Raw genomic sequence first — 14,960 nt, forward strand, 5'->3', positions numbered from 1 at the left:
CTGCGCCGATGGCTCCGCGAACGCGGAATCGTCCATCGCCTGGCCCGCAAGGGTGTGGAGTCCTCCAAGAGGTTGGGGCGCCACCGCTGGCAGGTTGAGCGCACCATGGCCTGGCTGGCCGGATGCCGCCGACTCCATCGTCGCTACGAGCGCAAGGCTGAGCACTTCCTCGCGTTCGCCGGCATCGCCTGCACATTGATTTGCTTCCGCAGACTCACCAAATGAGATGAGCTCTACATCGGTCGCAAGAACGTGCGCGACGAAAGTGGAGAAGTCTTCGTCATCAAGTGGACCAACCCTGCGGCCGTACGCTGGCGGCGCGAACGCGGAACCGACAAGGGCGTGGTCACGCTTCGCCGGCGCCTGCGCTGTCGCGGTGAACGGGTGGTCGACTACCACGACGAACTCGTCCGCGACGTCGGTGGGCCCACCTACGGGACGCCGTCCCCGGCACGGGTCGCGGCCATGGTCAAGGCCCGCGGCGAGCAGCAGTCGGGCATGCCCGAAGACCCCTTCCTCCACGAGGAGCTGGACCGTTCCCGTGACGGGCTGATGCGCGACATCGTCGAGACGATCCACCGCGACCAGCTCGACCTGGTCTGCCACGACCGCCCGGGCGCACTGGTGGTCCAGGGCGGCCCCGGAACCGGCAAGACCGCCATCGGTCTCCACCGTGTCACCTGGCTGCTGGACAACGACCACTTCACCCCGGAACAGATCCTCGTCGTCGGCCCCACCCGGCACTTCCTCGACTATGTCAGCGAGGTGCTGCCCTCTCTCGGCACGCGTGGGGTGACCTCGGTGCGCGTGGACGACCTGTGCCCGGGGCGTATCGATGGCCAGGACACCATCGAGCAGGATCAGGTCAAGTCCGACGCCCGCATGGCGCAGGTCCTCCGCCGAGCCGTCCACGACACGGTGAACGAGGGCGCCTGGACCAAGTTCCTCGACGACGGGCGACTCGTCGCTCACATCGACGACGAAACCCTCGCGGTGGACAGTGCGGAGATCCAACGGCTCTTCGAACGGACACAGGACCTGGACATGCCCTTGGACGTCCGCCGCGAGCGCTTCACCGACCTGCTCGTCGACCACATGATCGACCAGGTCACCTATAGCCCTCGCGGACATGGTCGTGCCCTGCGTCAGCGCGTCACCGCCCAGCTGTCAGGTCCCGTCAACGCCACCTGGCCCAAGGTCTCCGAGAGCCGTCTGTACCGCCGCCTCCTGAATGACGCCGACCTGTTGGCCCGGGTGTCCGAAGACGTCCTCACCGACCGGGAGCGCTCGATCCTGCACCGTCGCCCGGTCGGACCGGTCGGTCAGGCGACCTGGACCCGCGCGGACCTGCCCTGCCTGGAGGAACTTCGGATCCTGCTCAGTGGGCAGACCCCCGATCGTCACCGGCACATCGTCGTCGACGAGGCACAGAACCTCACCCCCATGCGGCTGCGCGCCCTGGCCCGCCGTTGCCCCACCGGTTCCTTCACCCTCCTGGGCGACCTCGCCCAGGCCACCGGAACGCACCATTACGCCGACTGGTCGGCGCTGACCGAGCACCTGGACCTGCCGGACGGCTGGGAGCAGGAGGAACTCACCCTCGGGTACCGGATTCCCAGTCAGGTCATGCACACCGCGGTCCCCGCGGCCGTGGCCGCCTCCGAACTGACGACCTTCCCCACCACCCTCCGGGCGCCCCGAGACGGGGAGTTGTCCATGACCCGGTTGGGCCGGGACGACCTGGTCGACGGTGTCCGGCGTCGTGTACACGAGTTGGCGGCCGGTGCGGGGGAGCGTTCCGTGGCCGTCATCGTCGACGACGCCTCCAACCACATGGAGACGATCGCGCGGGCGTTGGCTTCCGATCCCACGTTCACCGGTGACAACGTCCATGTCCTGGGCGCGTCCACGGTCAGCGGCCTGGAGTTCGACCACGTGGTGCTGGTGGAACCCCGCGAGATCGCACGTTCGGGTCCTGGAGGCCATGGGCGACTCTACGTGGCGCTGACCAGGTGCACCCGAACACTGTCGGTCCTGTACGCCGGGGCGCTGCCCGACAGCCTGTTCGCCCCGAACGCACCGGTCGAGCACGAGGAGCGTGCCTGCGTCCGCCACCACGCCGACGGTCGGCGTTGCGACAACCGCACGAAATCCCCGGACGGCTGGTGCCGGGAACCCGGCTGCGACGGTTACCGCACCGCACATCCCCTTCCCACGAGTCCACCGGTCAACGTGTTGGAGCCACCGGCCGGGGCGGACACCCCCGCCCGGCTGAGGGAAGGGGCCCGGGCGGAGGAGATCACCGTCGGCGCCGCGGCGCGTGCCCGGTTCGCGGTCCTGCACCGGGCAGGCGCGTGGGACGCCCAGGTCGAGGTCCGTGCCATGCTCACGGACTTCCTGGCCGAGGGGCGCCAGACGCGGCGTGCGGACGGCTTCTGGCAGCTGGAACACGAGGGCTACCGGTTGGTCTTGGACCGCGTCGCCGCTTCCGTGGTCGATTACCAGACCGTGCACGCCGAACGCACCTGGCTGCAACACCGGGCCGGAGTCGCCTCCAGGATCTCCGCGCGCGTCCGGGCCGAGACCACCATCAAGGAAACGGAAGAACAGCGGATGGGCGCGCACACCTCACCGGTTCCACCACAAGGCGGCCCGCAGGACCCCACCGCCACCGAACACCTGGCGTTGTTCCTGGCCGCACGCGCGCGGGCGAGGGGACCGCAGGACCAGGGCGCGGCCGGTTTCCTGCGCCACAGCCTCCTGGCCGGCCTGTACAAGGCGGGACACCGTCCGACCGAGTCGGAGGGTGAGGACGTGATCTGCGCATCGGTCGGTGGGTCGGTGCTGTACCGGATCCTGCCCGACACCGACACCGGCTACGAACGGTTGCGCGAGGCCGCCCTGGAGGCGTTGGAGTGGCGTTGGTCCCGGGGGTCAAAGGCCGATCGGGTGTGCCTGGTCCTGGCGGAGGAACCGAAGGAAGAGTGGGCGTCCGCCGCGCTCACCGGAACCATGGGGGTGGCGGTCATCTGGCACGACGAGGACGAGTGGCGGGGCGAGGCCGCCACCTCGCTGAGGGCGCGTGCCGCTGATTGAGCCCTGATCGTTCTTCGGAACGGTCCTGCCGAAGGACGACGCCGTGGCCTGGGAGAGGCCACGGCGTCGTCATGGTGGGAACAGGAGTCCGGTGGGATCGAGGGATGATCGGATCCGCACCCTTACCGAGGATCACCCCTTTGTCTTTATCGCTCTCCTGCTCAGGTGAATCTTCTTCATATTCCATGGTGACCCCGTGGTGTTCTCGCGGTCGGGAAATGTCGTTTGCACAAGGCGTTCCTGGAAGTAATCTTCATCGAACGCCCCATGGGTCACGGATGGGTAACTCCTCGCCGAAGTCCTGATTCGGTGGATTTCGGTATCGGAGAATGAAGACCCGGCGACCACGGTGGATGCCGATGGACTGTGTGCGCGGAGGGTGTGGGGTGGGAAGGCAGGGTTTCGGAGGTCTGCTGCGAAACGAACAATGGAACACGTTGATCGACGCGGGTCGGATCAGGGTCTTTCTGTCCGGTGAACAGATCATTCACCAAGGACAACCGGACGACAGCGTTTATTTTCTGGACCGCGGAAACGTCAAGGTGTCCGTGACGCATTCCGATGGGATCGAGACCCTGGTGGCCCTGCGCGGAGCAGGCGAGGCGCTGGGGGAGTTCTCCGCGCTCTCCGGACTCCCGCGAACGGCGACGGTGCGGGCCTCGGGAGGCCGGTGCACGACCTACGCCCTGAAGGGTGACCGGTTCCGCGGTCTCATCAGGAGCATGGACCTGGACCGCCTGCTGTGGAAGCACATCGTGCGCCGCCAGGAGGAGAGTGAGGGGTTGCGCGCCGAACTCCTGGCCCTGAATCCGCGCCAAAGACTCGCGGCCTCCATGCTCCGCTTCTCCACCGCCACCGCCCCCGGACATGGCGAAGCCGGCCACACGCGTGAACTCCGGCTGAGCCAGTGGGAACTGGTCGGCGTGGTGGGCAGATCACGTTCGTGGATCCAGGAGGAACTACGGCGATTGCGCCGTGACGGGGTGGTCTCCACCGGTCGTGAGGTCATGGTGATCCACGACGTGGAACGGCTCCGATTCCTGGCCACGCCCCGGGAGTGACCCCCGTGCCGACCCCCGCACCGGCCTCCACCGCACGACTTTCGTAAGTAACCCGGAAGTGTGTCCAGTTCTGGACATCGCCCCGGTCCGAAACCCACAAGGGTGGGTTTGCGCAGTCCGAAATCGCCCGTGTTCATCCCTTGGGAGCCCCGATCATGTCGACCCTCTACCCTCCGCTGCCCGAAAAGGGCACGAGTTCGCCGATGCCGCCCTACCGCGCGGTGCTGGCGGTGGACGCCGAGAAGTACTCGCGGTTCGCCTCACGGCACCAACAGCTGCTCAACGGCATGGTGTGGTCGGTGCTGCGCGAGGGCTTCGTCCGGTCCGGGCTGGAAGCGCTGTGGGAGGAGGCCTCCTTCCCCCAGCACACCGGGGACGGCTACGTGGTCGGGGTCCCCACCGAACACCTCCCCGCCCTGATCCACCCCCTGCTCGGCAGGGTGCAGGAGGTGCTCGCCGAGGCCCAGCCCACGCTGGCCCGGGTGGATCGGAACCTGCGGTTGCGCATGCGCCTGTCCATCGGCCTCGGCCCGCTTCCCGACAGTGGGGGACTCCAATACGGCGACGGTGTCGGCAGCGCGATGAACGAGACCCATCGGCTCCTGGACGCCCCCGCCCTGCGCCGGGCCCTGGACGAGGCCGACCCCGACATCACCCTCCTCGTGGCGGCGCTCACCGACCGAGTCCACACGGACGCGGTCCTGGGCGGCTACACCGCCCTGGCGCCCGGCCACTTCCGGGAGATCGACGTGGACCTGCGGGCCAAGGACTACAGGGCCCGCGGCCACCTCCACATCCCCCACCCCTCGACAGGTTCCGGCGGCATCTCCTGGACGGAGGAGATGCCGCCGGAACCGGCGCCGAACCCGGAAACGGCCAGGGACACCGGCCGGACCGCCGCCACCGGTGGGCGGCGCACCGGCGGCCACCGCCAAAGCGTGATCTTCGAACCCGTCCGGCGCCGGGAGTGACCCCCTGGTTCGCCTTGGCCGACCGCCCCCTTGTTCGCACGACCCCTTTGGCACGATGACGTACGGAGCCGCGATGACCACGAAGACACCTCTCGACCACACGGTCCCCATCGGTGAGAACAGACGACCGGAGGAGGCCCCCGGTGAGGTGACCCGGTTGTTGTGCGTGAGCGCCTACCTGAGCGAGCACTACCGCACGGGGGTCCTCGGGCTGATCCTGGGCTCGCCCAAGCACGTGGTCTCGCCCTCCCTCGGGTTCGACCTGGTGCCGGTGCTCGCCCACTGCGTCCGCGCCCGGGAACTCGATCGGGAGTACGCGGCCAGGATCGTGCGGGCCTGGATACTCGGCGCCCTGCTGCTCACGATCCTCTGCCTGTGGTTCGTGCGCGCGTTGGCGGACACGTTCGCAGAGGACGGCTCCGGCGGTTGGCAGGCGAGCCTGTTCTTGTCGCTGATCGTCCTCCTGCTGCCCTTCGCCGCCCTTCCGGTGCTTCAGGGCGAGAACCGGGATCGGTTGCGTGCGGGCATCGACCGGGTCGGGGCCTGGTTCCTGCCGTCGCTCATGGTGGCCGCCCACCGTGACCACGTGGCGCACGTGCCGGCCACCGAGCTAAGCGAGGAGACCTTCACCGGTAACTCGCCCAGGGTGGACGCCCGTTACCGGAGCGCGCTCGCGATGGTGGGCCGCGAACAGTACTCGCCGGTGACCCTCTACGACCCGAGATCACCCTTCGAAGGCGCGGGGCTCGCATTGGAGAAGCAGTCCCTGGCCCTGGAACTCCAGCCCTCCGAGGACCGGGACGGCACCGCCCCGCTCACCGAACGCGAGGTCATCGACCTGGTCCGGCCGCGACTGGAATCCCTGGCCGAGTCCGCGGTCGAGACCAGCCAGGATCGCCTCGGGCGCTTGGAGATCACCGAGTGCGTCCTGTTGCCCGGACCCCTGCCCCGCGGATATCGGCGGGAGGAACTCCCGGTGGGGGACGCCTCGGACGGGGCCGTCGCCGAGCACCTACGGGACTCGGTGGGCGAGGGTGGCGAACAGCGCCGGCACTTCCTCCGGGTGCGTGTGGGCGGTTGGGGCGAGGGCGTGGTGGTCACCGTCTTCGTCCGAGTGCACACCCAGGGACGCATGCTCCTGATGGAGATCGCCCCGTACCTGCTGACGCCGCTGCGGGCGGAGTTCCACGCGAGGGCGGGCCTGGTGGTGGCGCTCACGAACGCGAGGGACCGGGCGGACGAGAAGGCCGTGCGCGGGGTCCTGGCGCGATGCCTGTCCACGTCGAGGTGGCCCCTGGCGATGGCGCGGGCCGCTGTCCGGCCCGCCGACGAGGACCGGCGCGGTGACGACGAACCGGAGGTGGTGCACCCGCCGCTGATCAGCCTGCGGGAGATCGTCGCCTCCAACGCACTCTCCCCCTTCCAGGAGATGGACGTGACCAGGTACGTCAAGACGCTCCGGGTGCGGATCGGTGAGGGGGGCGAACAGGCACTGGTACGCGCCGGATATCGGACCGAGGAGTTCCAGCGGCAGATCGTCAACATCGGCGACGGCGGGGTCTTCATCGGTGGTTCGTTCCAGAACGGCGCCGTCGCCACGGGCGACGGCGCCAAGGCGGAGGACAACTCCTCCGCCACCCACAAGAGCGGTGTCGACTTCGGAGGAGGAAAGGGCGCATGAACGATGACCGGCCAGACGGCCGTGAACACGAGGAGGACAAGGTGGGCGCAGGAGTCTTCGTCGGCGGCTCGATGACCGGCGGCGCCATCGTCACCGGCAAGGACGGCAGGGCCGAGGATCGCGGCCGGCGGACGGGACCGCCCTCGGAACAGGAACTCGTTCCGCCGGCGGCCTTCCCCGCGTCGCTCCCACCGGACGTGGTGGCCGTGAGCGGACACGTCACCGGCGGAGCCCTGGTCACCGGTGCCGGAGGGGTCGCCGTGGACGCCTCCACCTGGCTGGATTCCAGGTCGGAGGAGGTATTGGAGGGGCTGGCACAGATCCGGCGGGAGCTGTCCGGGCTGCGGAACACCTTCGAGGTGCGGTCGGTCATGGCGGAACTGGACCTCGTGGAACGGGAGATCCACGAGAGGGGCGAGGCCGGGCGAGGGCTGATCGAACGCCTTCTGGGGCTGTTCAACGGTGGGAGCACGGTACTTCGAGACGTCTCGCGGGGAGCGGAGTTCGCGGAGCGGTTGCGCGACTCGCTCATGCTCTTGGACGCGAACCGGGAAGAGACCTGAGCGGAGAGAAAGTGAAGAGCACGAATACCGTCCGATGGGACAAGGACCGGCAGCGTTGGGAACGCGCTCCGGAGCGGGAGGTGCCCGCCATCGGTCGACACGGAACACCCGCGGGGGTGATCGTGGGTCTGGCCGCGGCCGCACTGTTCACCGGATTGGCCCCCGCGGTGGCCGGCGTGATGGACCCGGGAGGGTCCGAGGCCGGCGGCGGGGTCGCCGATGGGGGCTCATCGACCACGCTGCGGTCCTTGGCCGGTGACACGGAGGGGGACCTCGCGAGCTCACCGGCGCCGTGGGCGACGGAGCCACAAGGGCCACCGGAGCGTGACGGTGTCGGGACCCGGGGCCCGGACAGCACCGGGGCCGGATCCGGTGAAGAGGGCTCCGCGACGGAATCGGAGGAAACGGGTTCGGGGGGAACCGATGGCACCGGTTCCATCGATAACGATCCTGACGAGGATGCCTCCTCCGCCTCTTCCCCGGTGGAGGAGGAACCCTCCGAGGACGAGGTGCCCCGGGCCGAGGATGGCGGGGAACGGATCGTCGCGGACCCCGCTGACTTCACCCTGGGCCTCCCCGAGTCCTGGGAACGGCGCTCGGAAGGTCCGACCGAGGCGGTCTTCTACGACACCGCCGACGAGGCCTTCCACCTGAGCGTTCTCTGGGAATCGGACACCGAGGCGACCCCGCTGGAGGTCCTGGAGGAGCGCGTGGCACAGGAGAGCCGACAGGCCGAGGGATACGAGGAGATCCTCGCCGTCACCGAGGACGCCTGGCACCCGGACGAGGTCGCCTTCGAGTACCTCACCACCGGCGACGAGGGCACCGAGCGCGCCTTGGCCATCGCCTTCCAGCAAGAGGAGGGGCCGATCTACGTGATGGTCTCCGTCGGCCCCGAGGAAGCGCGTGACTCGCTCCAGGACACCCTGGACCTGGCACGTTCCACCTTCACCCCGGGCAGCGGAGAACCACGACAGGAGTGACCGGAGCACCCCGAACGCCCGTCGGTGGATGAGCCCCGCCGACGGGCGTCGCGCGTCCATACCGGCCTTTGGCCCCACCTCGCCACCGCTCTCCCACGAGTCACGGCCGCCAGGGCACGACCCGGTCCGCGCCATCACATGCGCCGCGACCGCGACCCCTCCCCATCGAAATCCCCGTGATGGCGCGCTCGTGTTCCGCCCTCGCCCGATCGGCTCGGAAGGGCCGCCGCGGCGCCGTCGAGCCGACCGGACACACCGGCCGGCGGGAAGCCTTCGTCCCCGGTCATCGTTGCGCGAAGGCCACCATCGAGGGGTTCCCCACCACGTGCGCCACCGGGGACGGCCGCCGAGATCATGGGGTTCGGCGCCGACCACGCCCGGACGGTCAAGGGCGACCCGCCCACCCTCTTCGGTAGGTTGAGGAAGCCATCCTGGGAGGATGTCGTTGCCACCAGGCAGGCCGAACGTTCCTACGGGCGCAAGATCACACGCGCGATCAAGGTCGTGGACGTGCCCGGATGGTCCCGGTTTCTCGGTGCGGCGCAACCCGCCCGGCCACGTCGCGGGACGGGAAGAAGACCGTCGAGGTCGTATACCTGATCACCGACGCCGATGCCCGTGTGGCCCGGCCGCAGGTCTTGGCCGCGTGGGTCCGGTCGCGTCGACACGTCGAGAACCGACCACCCACCGACTCCGCCTGCCCATCGAGAACAACAGGAACCCTGGCGGACACGCCGGCCAGGACCAATGACCACATGAGAGAAGGCTTCACCTTGGCGAACGGGGACGAGAGGCCGGCCAACGCGCACGACCCGGATCCGGTGAACCGGAACGTTGTTCTGGCCGTATTGGTATCCGGCGCGTTCGTCGTCATTCTCAACCAGACCCTGCTGAACACGGCACTGCCCGCGTTCATGCGGGATTTCGGCATCACCGCGAGTGCGGCACAATGGGTGACGACCAGTTTCATGCTGGTCAACGGGATCATGATCCCGATCACCGCGTTCCTGATCCAGAACTTCACCACGCGCTTCCTGTTCCTGGCCGCGATGGGGATATTCATCGCCGGAACGCTCATCTGCGCTCTGGCCCCTGTCTATCCCGTTCTGTTGATCGGACGAGTGGTCCAGGCCGCCAGCGGCGGAATGATCATGCCGTTGATGCAGACGATTCTCTTCGCGATATTCCCTCGGGACAAACGCGGTACGGCGATGGGCACCTTCGGGCTCGTCATCTCCTTCGCCCCCGCCATCGGGCCGAGCCTGTCCGGGTGGATCGTCGATCACCTCCCCTGGCAGGTCCTGTTCTACATGATGCTGCCGATCGCCTTCATCGTTTTGATCGTCGCGTACTTCATCCTGCGAAACGTCACCGAACGAACCTTTCCACGCCTGGACGTTCTGTCGATCATTCTCTCATCCGTGGGATTCGGTGGCCTTCTCTACGGGTTCGGAACGGTCGGCGACGCGGGGTGGGCGAGCCCCCTGGTCCTGGTGCCGTTGCTCGTCGGTGCGATCGGTTTGGTCCTCTTCATCCTGCGTCAGCTGAAACTGGATGAACCGATCCTCGAACTCCGAGTTCTCCGATACCCCATGTTCACCCTCAACACGGTGCTGGGGATGCTCGTGTTCATCACCATGATCGGAGGCATGCTGATTCTGCCTCTGTACATGCAGAACATGAGTGACTTCACCGCGATGGAATCGGGCCTGGTCCTTTTGCCCGGGGCCGCCGTGATGGGGTTGATGTCCCCGGTCACCGGAAGAATCTTCGACGCCATCGGAGCGAAGTGGCTTTCCGTCATCGGATTCACCCTGCTCACCGTCACCACCTTCATGCTGACCGTGCTCACCGTGGACACCTCGTTCGCCTACCTCGCGTCGGTGAACACGGTGCGCATGCTCGGCGTTTCCATGGTCATGATGCCGGTGACCACGGCGGCGCTCAATCAGCTTCCGCAGCGACTCATTCCCCACGGGACGGCGCTGAACAACACCATGCGTCAGGTCGCCTCCTCGATCGGAACGGCGGTTCTGGTCAGCGTCATGACCATGGCCACCCGTGACCCCGAGGTGTATGGAGCGGAAGGACTGGTCCACGGTGCGAACGTCTCGTTCCTGGTGGCCGCGATCATCGGTGTGTTCGGTATCGTCGGTTCGTTCTTCATCAAGGACTCACACGGGCGCGGCTCACAGCCCGCGAACTCCGAGTAGCGGCCGGACGGGTGTTCATCGCGACCGAGCCCCGAACCTCACCTGGGGAGGTTCAGGGCTCGGTCGCCTCGGGCGCGCTGAACGACCGGCGGAACCGATATCCACCTCTGGGTACGCGACCTCCTCGATCAGAGGTGAGACCACCCGGGGCCGGTCGCGTCGTTCAGTCGGGCGATGATCTGCTCGCGCAGGCGCTCGGCCCGGGCGTCGGTGAAGTCCTCCAAGGCCGTCAGCGCCTCGCGCCACCGCCCACGGGCCGCCTCCACGTCACCGGCCTCGACCATCACCGAAGCCGACCGGTTCAGGCACACCGCGAGCCGCCACCACTCCCGGTGGCCGCGGTACTCCTTGGCCGCCTGCCGATAGAACTTCGCGGCCTCGTCCGGACGGTCGATCGCCCGATAGACCTCGCCCACGCCCTCGAAGGCCTCGGCCTCACGCACGTGGTCACCGATTCCGCGGTGCAGGCTCGCCGCCTCGTGAAAGGCGTCAAGGGCGTCTTCGGTGTCACCGAGACGTACCTGGATCCTGCCGAGTTCCAAGAGGGCGAACCCTTCCCGCACGGGGTTGTCCAACTCCCGGGCGACGTCCAGCGCGCGCCGCGTGCGGGGCAGAGCGTGGTCCATCCGCCCCAGTTCCCGCCACGCCGCCCCCGAACACACCAGGCAGGCGAACTGGTTCATCCGGTTGCCGGTCTCCTCGTGTATCTCGATCGCCTCATCCGCCAAGGCCACCGCCTCGCGGAGTTCGCCGGAGTCGAGTAGAGCGTCGGCCAGGTTTCCCAGCACGACCCCTTCCCAACGCCGCTCTCCCCGGCGCCGGACGATCTCCAACGCCCGCTCGAAGTGGTCGCGCGCCTCCTCCAACCGATGCTCGCGCAGGTGGAGCAGGCCCAGGGAGTTCAGCGACATGGCCTCTCCCAGCTCATCACCGGTCTCCTGACGCAATCTCAGGGCGTGCCGATGTTGCCCGAGGGCCTCCTGTCTTCGGTGGGACTGCACATAGGCCATCCCCAGGCTCTCCGACAGGTCGGCCTCGGCCGCCCGTTCGTTCTCGCGCCGGGCGGCTCCGAGACCGATGATGCTTGCGGCGATCCACTCGCTCATGGGGGTGCGGAACACGTGGACGTGCCTGAGTACCACGGGCAGACGCCAGGCGATCGAGTCCAATCCGATGGAGACGGCGGTCTCGGCGGCGGCGACCAGGTTCCGACCTTCGACCTCGAACCACCGGACCGCTTCCGCGTTGTCATCGAACTCGCGAACATGACGGTGCGCTCCGACGTCCGACTCCGGGCACGGGTCGAGATGGCGTAGCGGTGAGTCAACGGCCCGGGCGGCGGCGTCGGCGGTGCGCAGGTACCAGGTCAGCAGACGCGTCAAAGCCTCCTGCCGGCCCTCGGGGCTCTCCTCCTGGCGGGCCTGATCCCAGGCATAGGAACGCAACAGATCATGGAAGCGGTACCGGTCCGGGCCGATCTGCTCCACCAGGTGCGCGCCCACGAGCGAGTCCAGGACGCGGCGAGCCCGTCGGACGGAAAGGTCGGACAGGGCCGCCGCGGACGCCGAGTCGAAGTCGTCGCCCGGATGCAGCCCCAACATGCGGAACTGGCGCGCGGTCTCCTCCGGCAGGGCTCGGTAGGACCAGGCGAAGACGGTGCGGACGGCGTCGGCATCCTCCTCATCGTCTGTGGCCAGCGCGTCCCACAGGGCCGATTCGTCCCGTAGGTCCTGGATGAGTTCGCCCAACGGCATGTGGGGGCGGCCGGCCGCGCGTTCGGCGGCGATGCGTAGGGCCAAAGGCAGACGCCCGCACAAACGGGCCAGTTCGGAGATCTCGTGGAGGTCGTCACGGGGCCGGTGGCGTTCGGTGACGTGTTCCAGAAGTTCCACGGCCTCGGCCGGTTCCAGCGTCCGAACGGTGAGGCGGCGCGCCCCTTCTCTGGCCACCAGCCCGGACAGTCGGTCTCGGCTGGTGACCAGGACCGCGCAGGCGGAGTTGCCGGGGAGCAGGGGGCGCACCTGTGCGGCGGTGGCGGCGTTGTCGAGCAGGATGAGAACGCACCGGTCGGCCAGAAGCGAACGAAAGAGGGCGGAACGGCTATCGATGTCCGGGGGAACGGCGTCGGCCGGAACGTCCAGGGCACGGAGGAAGCGGTTCAGGACCTGGTCGGGTTCGACACTCGATCCCGCACCGTATCCGCGCAGGTCGACGTAGAGCTGTCCGTCGGGGAAGTGCTCTTGGACCCGGTGCGCCCAGTGCAGGGCCAGGGCGGTCTTACCTACCCCGGCGGTCCCGGTGATGACGTGGATCGGTGACCGGGGCCCGCCTTCGGGCCCCCCATCCCGAAGGTGGCTGCTGAGCACTTCCATCTCGCCCAGGCGGTTGACGAACCCGTGCACGTCACCGGGGAGCTGACGGGGGACGGGGGCGAAGTGGGATCTGGAGTCCTGCCCGTGGAAGTGCACTCCACCAGAGACGTCCCGGGCCTGCACCGCGCGCCCCGCGACGTCGGCCATGCTCGATCGAGTGGCCCCGCCGGGCTCTTCCTCGGGTTCGGGGGCTCTAGGGCCGACCACAGCGGAGTTCCGCCTCGGTCACTTCACGAGGGAAGTAGCGCGTCAGGTCCTCACCGATTCCGTGCAACGCGGCGATCTCCTCTCGACACCGCGTGGCTATGGCGGGATCGGTGAATCGCGTCCCACCTTCGAGAACGCCTCGGGCGTCATAGAGGATCCGGTAGGCGACGGTGTCTCCCAGGGTGACGACTTCCGGAACCCGGCCGTTTCGCTCCAGCGCCGCGAGGGGTTCGGGGGAGATGACGCGGACGTCCTCCCCGCATTGGGCCCGCAGGTGGAGGGAGTGCAGTTCCCACAGGAGGTAGGTGGTGAAGGGCTTCTCCACGATGCGGATCCGCCGGAGCGTGCACCCCTGAGCGGCGAGTGCCGCGAACGATTTCCGAAGGGAGGGACGGTTCTTCTCCAGAAGCCGGAGTGACTCTTCAAGGCGTCCATCGCGGAACGCCATCCAGCTTTCACTTTCCGGCTGGTGAAAGTCTTGCCGGCGTTCGACCTTCCAGACATCGGTGTTCCTGAGCGAGGACATCCGAGCGTCGAATTCATCGAGATAGGGATCGAGCGCCAGACGAACACCAGGGAGACCTTCGATGGTGTCAAGCATCGGGAATGTCCGCTTTCGCTGAGGTCAGAGTATTGCGGGGGATGATGACGAGTCGTTCGTCCTCGGCGATGGCGGCGCCAGGGGGAAGCCGTCGCGCGTAGGCCTCGGTCAGATCGCGTCCGATCACGGCGATGTCGCCGTTGTCGAGCTCCCAGATGTCGGGGCATCCGCTGGCCCGGTCCGTGTTGCCCAGCTCGGCGGGTGACCTGCCGAGCCTCCGCTTCATGGTCGCGGTGGGGTCCGCTTCCCAGGGGCGAGGCGTCATCGTGGGATCCCTCCACGCACCTTTTCGGGGGCGGGTGCGTGCAGGGAGGCTAACACGAATTCACGTAAATTTACAGTTGCTTATTATGGCATTGCGGGCTGAATAGGGGCGCTGTGCCCCGGGTTGGGCCTGTGTTGGAAGTGCGTCCTGAAGTTTCCTGGTTCCAGGTGGAAGATCTGGGTTTATTCGTGCATCACGCGAACATGAAAATGCGCGTGCATTGTATTTGGTGTGACAGGGTTCCATTCGAAGTTCGTCACCCGTGGGTCCACGGAACCAGAGGCCGACCGTTGCGTCGGGTGGGGCCTACCGAGGTGCCTCGAAGCTTCCGGACGGGGCCTGAGCCCCGGTGGTGCGGCATCGCGGTCAACGATCGTGGCGTGTACGCACCCACCCCGGACCGCGAACGGTGGTTCGCCATCTGCGGCCGGCGGCGGGTGGCGAGCGGTGAAGTTCCGGCGCTGGTCAGTCCCAATGGTTGAAGAGCGCCTCACCGAGGCTTTCGGGCCGCCAGTACTTGATGTCGCTCGTCAGGACCTCAGGCCAGGCCGTGGCGTCGAACGGACCGTTCAGTTCCTCCGGGGTCAGCACCCGAAACCCCGACATCTTCGCCAGGGCGGCCGTCAGAGCGGGAGTGTGGACGAACATCAGCGGGCCCGACTCCACGAAGCCGGCGGCGAAGTCGGTGATTCGAGGCTCTGCTGCGGCCAGTAGCGCCGAATCACGTGTGCAGGCCACGGCGACCGTGCGGTCGTGGTAGGCGATGAGCCCTTGGTGGAAATTGGGTGTCACCCCGTCGGCGATTCGGAATCCGACCACCCTGCCGCCCGTGCGACGGGCAGCCGTATGACAGGCATACCGGAAATCACGGAGGTCCACCATTCGGCGATGGTATCCACTTCGCCGTATCGCTGTTGGTCGCCATGATGAGAGAGGATGATCCTCAT

The 14,960-nt window shown here is 67.7% G+C and carries 12 protein-coding genes; 8 read left to right on the forward strand and 4 right to left on the reverse strand.

Annotated features, from left to right (window positions below; translation table 11 throughout):
* The 8 genes from ACWGKS_RS05535 to ACWGKS_RS05570 form a co-directional block, all read left to right on the forward strand.
* Positions 1-225 (forward strand): transposase (locus ACWGKS_RS05535; RefSeq protein ID WP_358508258.1); only part of this gene is annotated, 225 nt, incomplete at its 5' end.
* Between the two features lie 27 nt (positions 226-252).
* The gene (locus tag ACWGKS_RS05540; RefSeq protein WP_452521862.1) at positions 253-3,096 is read left to right on the forward strand and encodes a HelD family protein; all 2,844 of its coding nucleotides are present in this window, start codon (positions 253-255) and stop codon (positions 3,094-3,096) included.
* A gap of 359 nt (positions 3,097-3,455) precedes the next feature.
* A complete protein-coding gene (locus tag ACWGKS_RS05545; protein WP_358506527.1) occupies positions 3,456-4,157 on the forward strand; it encodes a Crp/Fnr family transcriptional regulator in 702 nt (233 codons plus the stop codon).
* Between the two features lie 155 nt (positions 4,158-4,312).
* Complete coding sequence (locus ACWGKS_RS05550) at positions 4,313-5,128, forward strand: hypothetical protein (protein ID WP_358506530.1); 816 nt, start codon at positions 4,313-4,315, stop codon at positions 5,126-5,128.
* Positions 5,129-5,201: 73 nt separating this feature from the next.
* Positions 5,202-6,809, forward strand: coding sequence for a hypothetical protein (locus tag ACWGKS_RS05555; RefSeq protein WP_358506533.1), 1,608 nt, complete (start codon positions 5,202-5,204; stop codon positions 6,807-6,809).
* Positions 6,806-7,372: a hypothetical protein gene (locus ACWGKS_RS05560; RefSeq protein ID WP_358506536.1), complete on the forward strand. Its 567-nt coding sequence runs from the start codon at positions 6,806-6,808 to the stop codon at positions 7,370-7,372. The genes ACWGKS_RS05555 and ACWGKS_RS05560 overlap by 4 nt, the downstream gene beginning before the upstream one ends.
* 11 nt (positions 7,373-7,383) lie before the next feature.
* On the forward strand, positions 7,384-8,355 hold the full coding sequence (locus ACWGKS_RS05565) for a hypothetical protein (protein WP_358506539.1): 972 nt from the start codon (positions 7,384-7,386) through the stop codon (positions 8,353-8,355).
* Between the two features lie 755 nt (positions 8,356-9,110).
* Positions 9,111-10,568 (forward strand): MDR family MFS transporter, encoded by a 1,458-nt coding sequence (locus ACWGKS_RS05570; protein ID WP_358506542.1) that lies wholly within the window; start codon positions 9,111-9,113, stop codon positions 10,566-10,568.
* A 128-nt stretch (positions 10,569-10,696) separates the two neighbouring features.
* Here ACWGKS_RS05570 and ACWGKS_RS05575 read toward each other — a convergent pair whose 3' ends face one another.
* From ACWGKS_RS05575 to ACWGKS_RS05590, 4 genes are all read right to left on the reverse strand, one after another.
* Positions 10,697-13,087 carry an ATP-binding protein gene (locus tag ACWGKS_RS05575; RefSeq protein WP_358506580.1) on the reverse strand — a complete coding sequence of 797 codons (2,391 nt, stop codon included), beginning with the start codon at positions 13,085-13,087 and terminating at the stop codon, positions 10,697-10,699.
* A gap of 46 nt (positions 13,088-13,133) precedes the next feature.
* Complete coding sequence (locus ACWGKS_RS05580) at positions 13,134-13,748, reverse strand: DUF6879 family protein (protein ID WP_358506545.1); 615 nt, start codon at positions 13,746-13,748, stop codon at positions 13,134-13,136.
* Entirely contained in the window at positions 13,741-14,013 is a 273-nt protein-coding gene (locus ACWGKS_RS05585; protein ID WP_358506548.1) for a hypothetical protein, read from the reverse strand. The genes ACWGKS_RS05580 and ACWGKS_RS05585 overlap by 8 nt, the downstream gene beginning before the upstream one ends.
* A 465-nt stretch (positions 14,014-14,478) precedes the next feature.
* The gene (locus tag ACWGKS_RS05590; RefSeq protein WP_358506550.1) at positions 14,479-14,805 is read right to left on the reverse strand and encodes a hypothetical protein; all 327 of its coding nucleotides are present in this window, start codon (positions 14,803-14,805) and stop codon (positions 14,479-14,481) included.
* Between the last annotated feature and the right edge of the window lie 155 nt (positions 14,806-14,960).

Source organism: Nocardiopsis sp. NPDC055879 (assembly GCF_053615935.1).

Bases quoted from the DNA above. Each gene is read 5' to 3' on its own strand.
- ACWGKS_RS05555 (WP_358506533.1), top strand. From the start codon at position 5,202: ATGACCACGAAGACACCTCTCGACCACACGGTCCCCATCGGTGAGAAC.
- ACWGKS_RS05580 (WP_358506545.1), bottom strand. From the start codon at position 13,748: ATGCTTGACACCATCGAAGGTCTCCCTGGTGTTCGTCTGGCGCTCGAT.
- ACWGKS_RS05575 (WP_358506580.1), bottom strand. From the start codon at position 13,087: ATGGCCGACGTCGCGGGGCGCGCGGTGCAGGCCCGGGACGTCTCTGGT.
- ACWGKS_RS05550 (WP_358506530.1), top strand. From the start codon at position 4,313: ATGTCGACCCTCTACCCTCCGCTGCCCGAAAAGGGCACGAGTTCGCCG.
- ACWGKS_RS05585 (WP_358506548.1), bottom strand. From the start codon at position 14,013: ATGACGCCTCGCCCCTGGGAAGCGGACCCCACCGCGACCATGAAGCGG.
- ACWGKS_RS05560 (WP_358506536.1), top strand. From the start codon at position 6,806: ATGAACGATGACCGGCCAGACGGCCGTGAACACGAGGAGGACAAGGTG.
- ACWGKS_RS05545 (WP_358506527.1), top strand. From the start codon at position 3,456: ATGGACTGTGTGCGCGGAGGGTGTGGGGTGGGAAGGCAGGGTTTCGGA.
- ACWGKS_RS05570 (WP_358506542.1), top strand. From the start codon at position 9,111: ATGAGAGAAGGCTTCACCTTGGCGAACGGGGACGAGAGGCCGGCCAAC.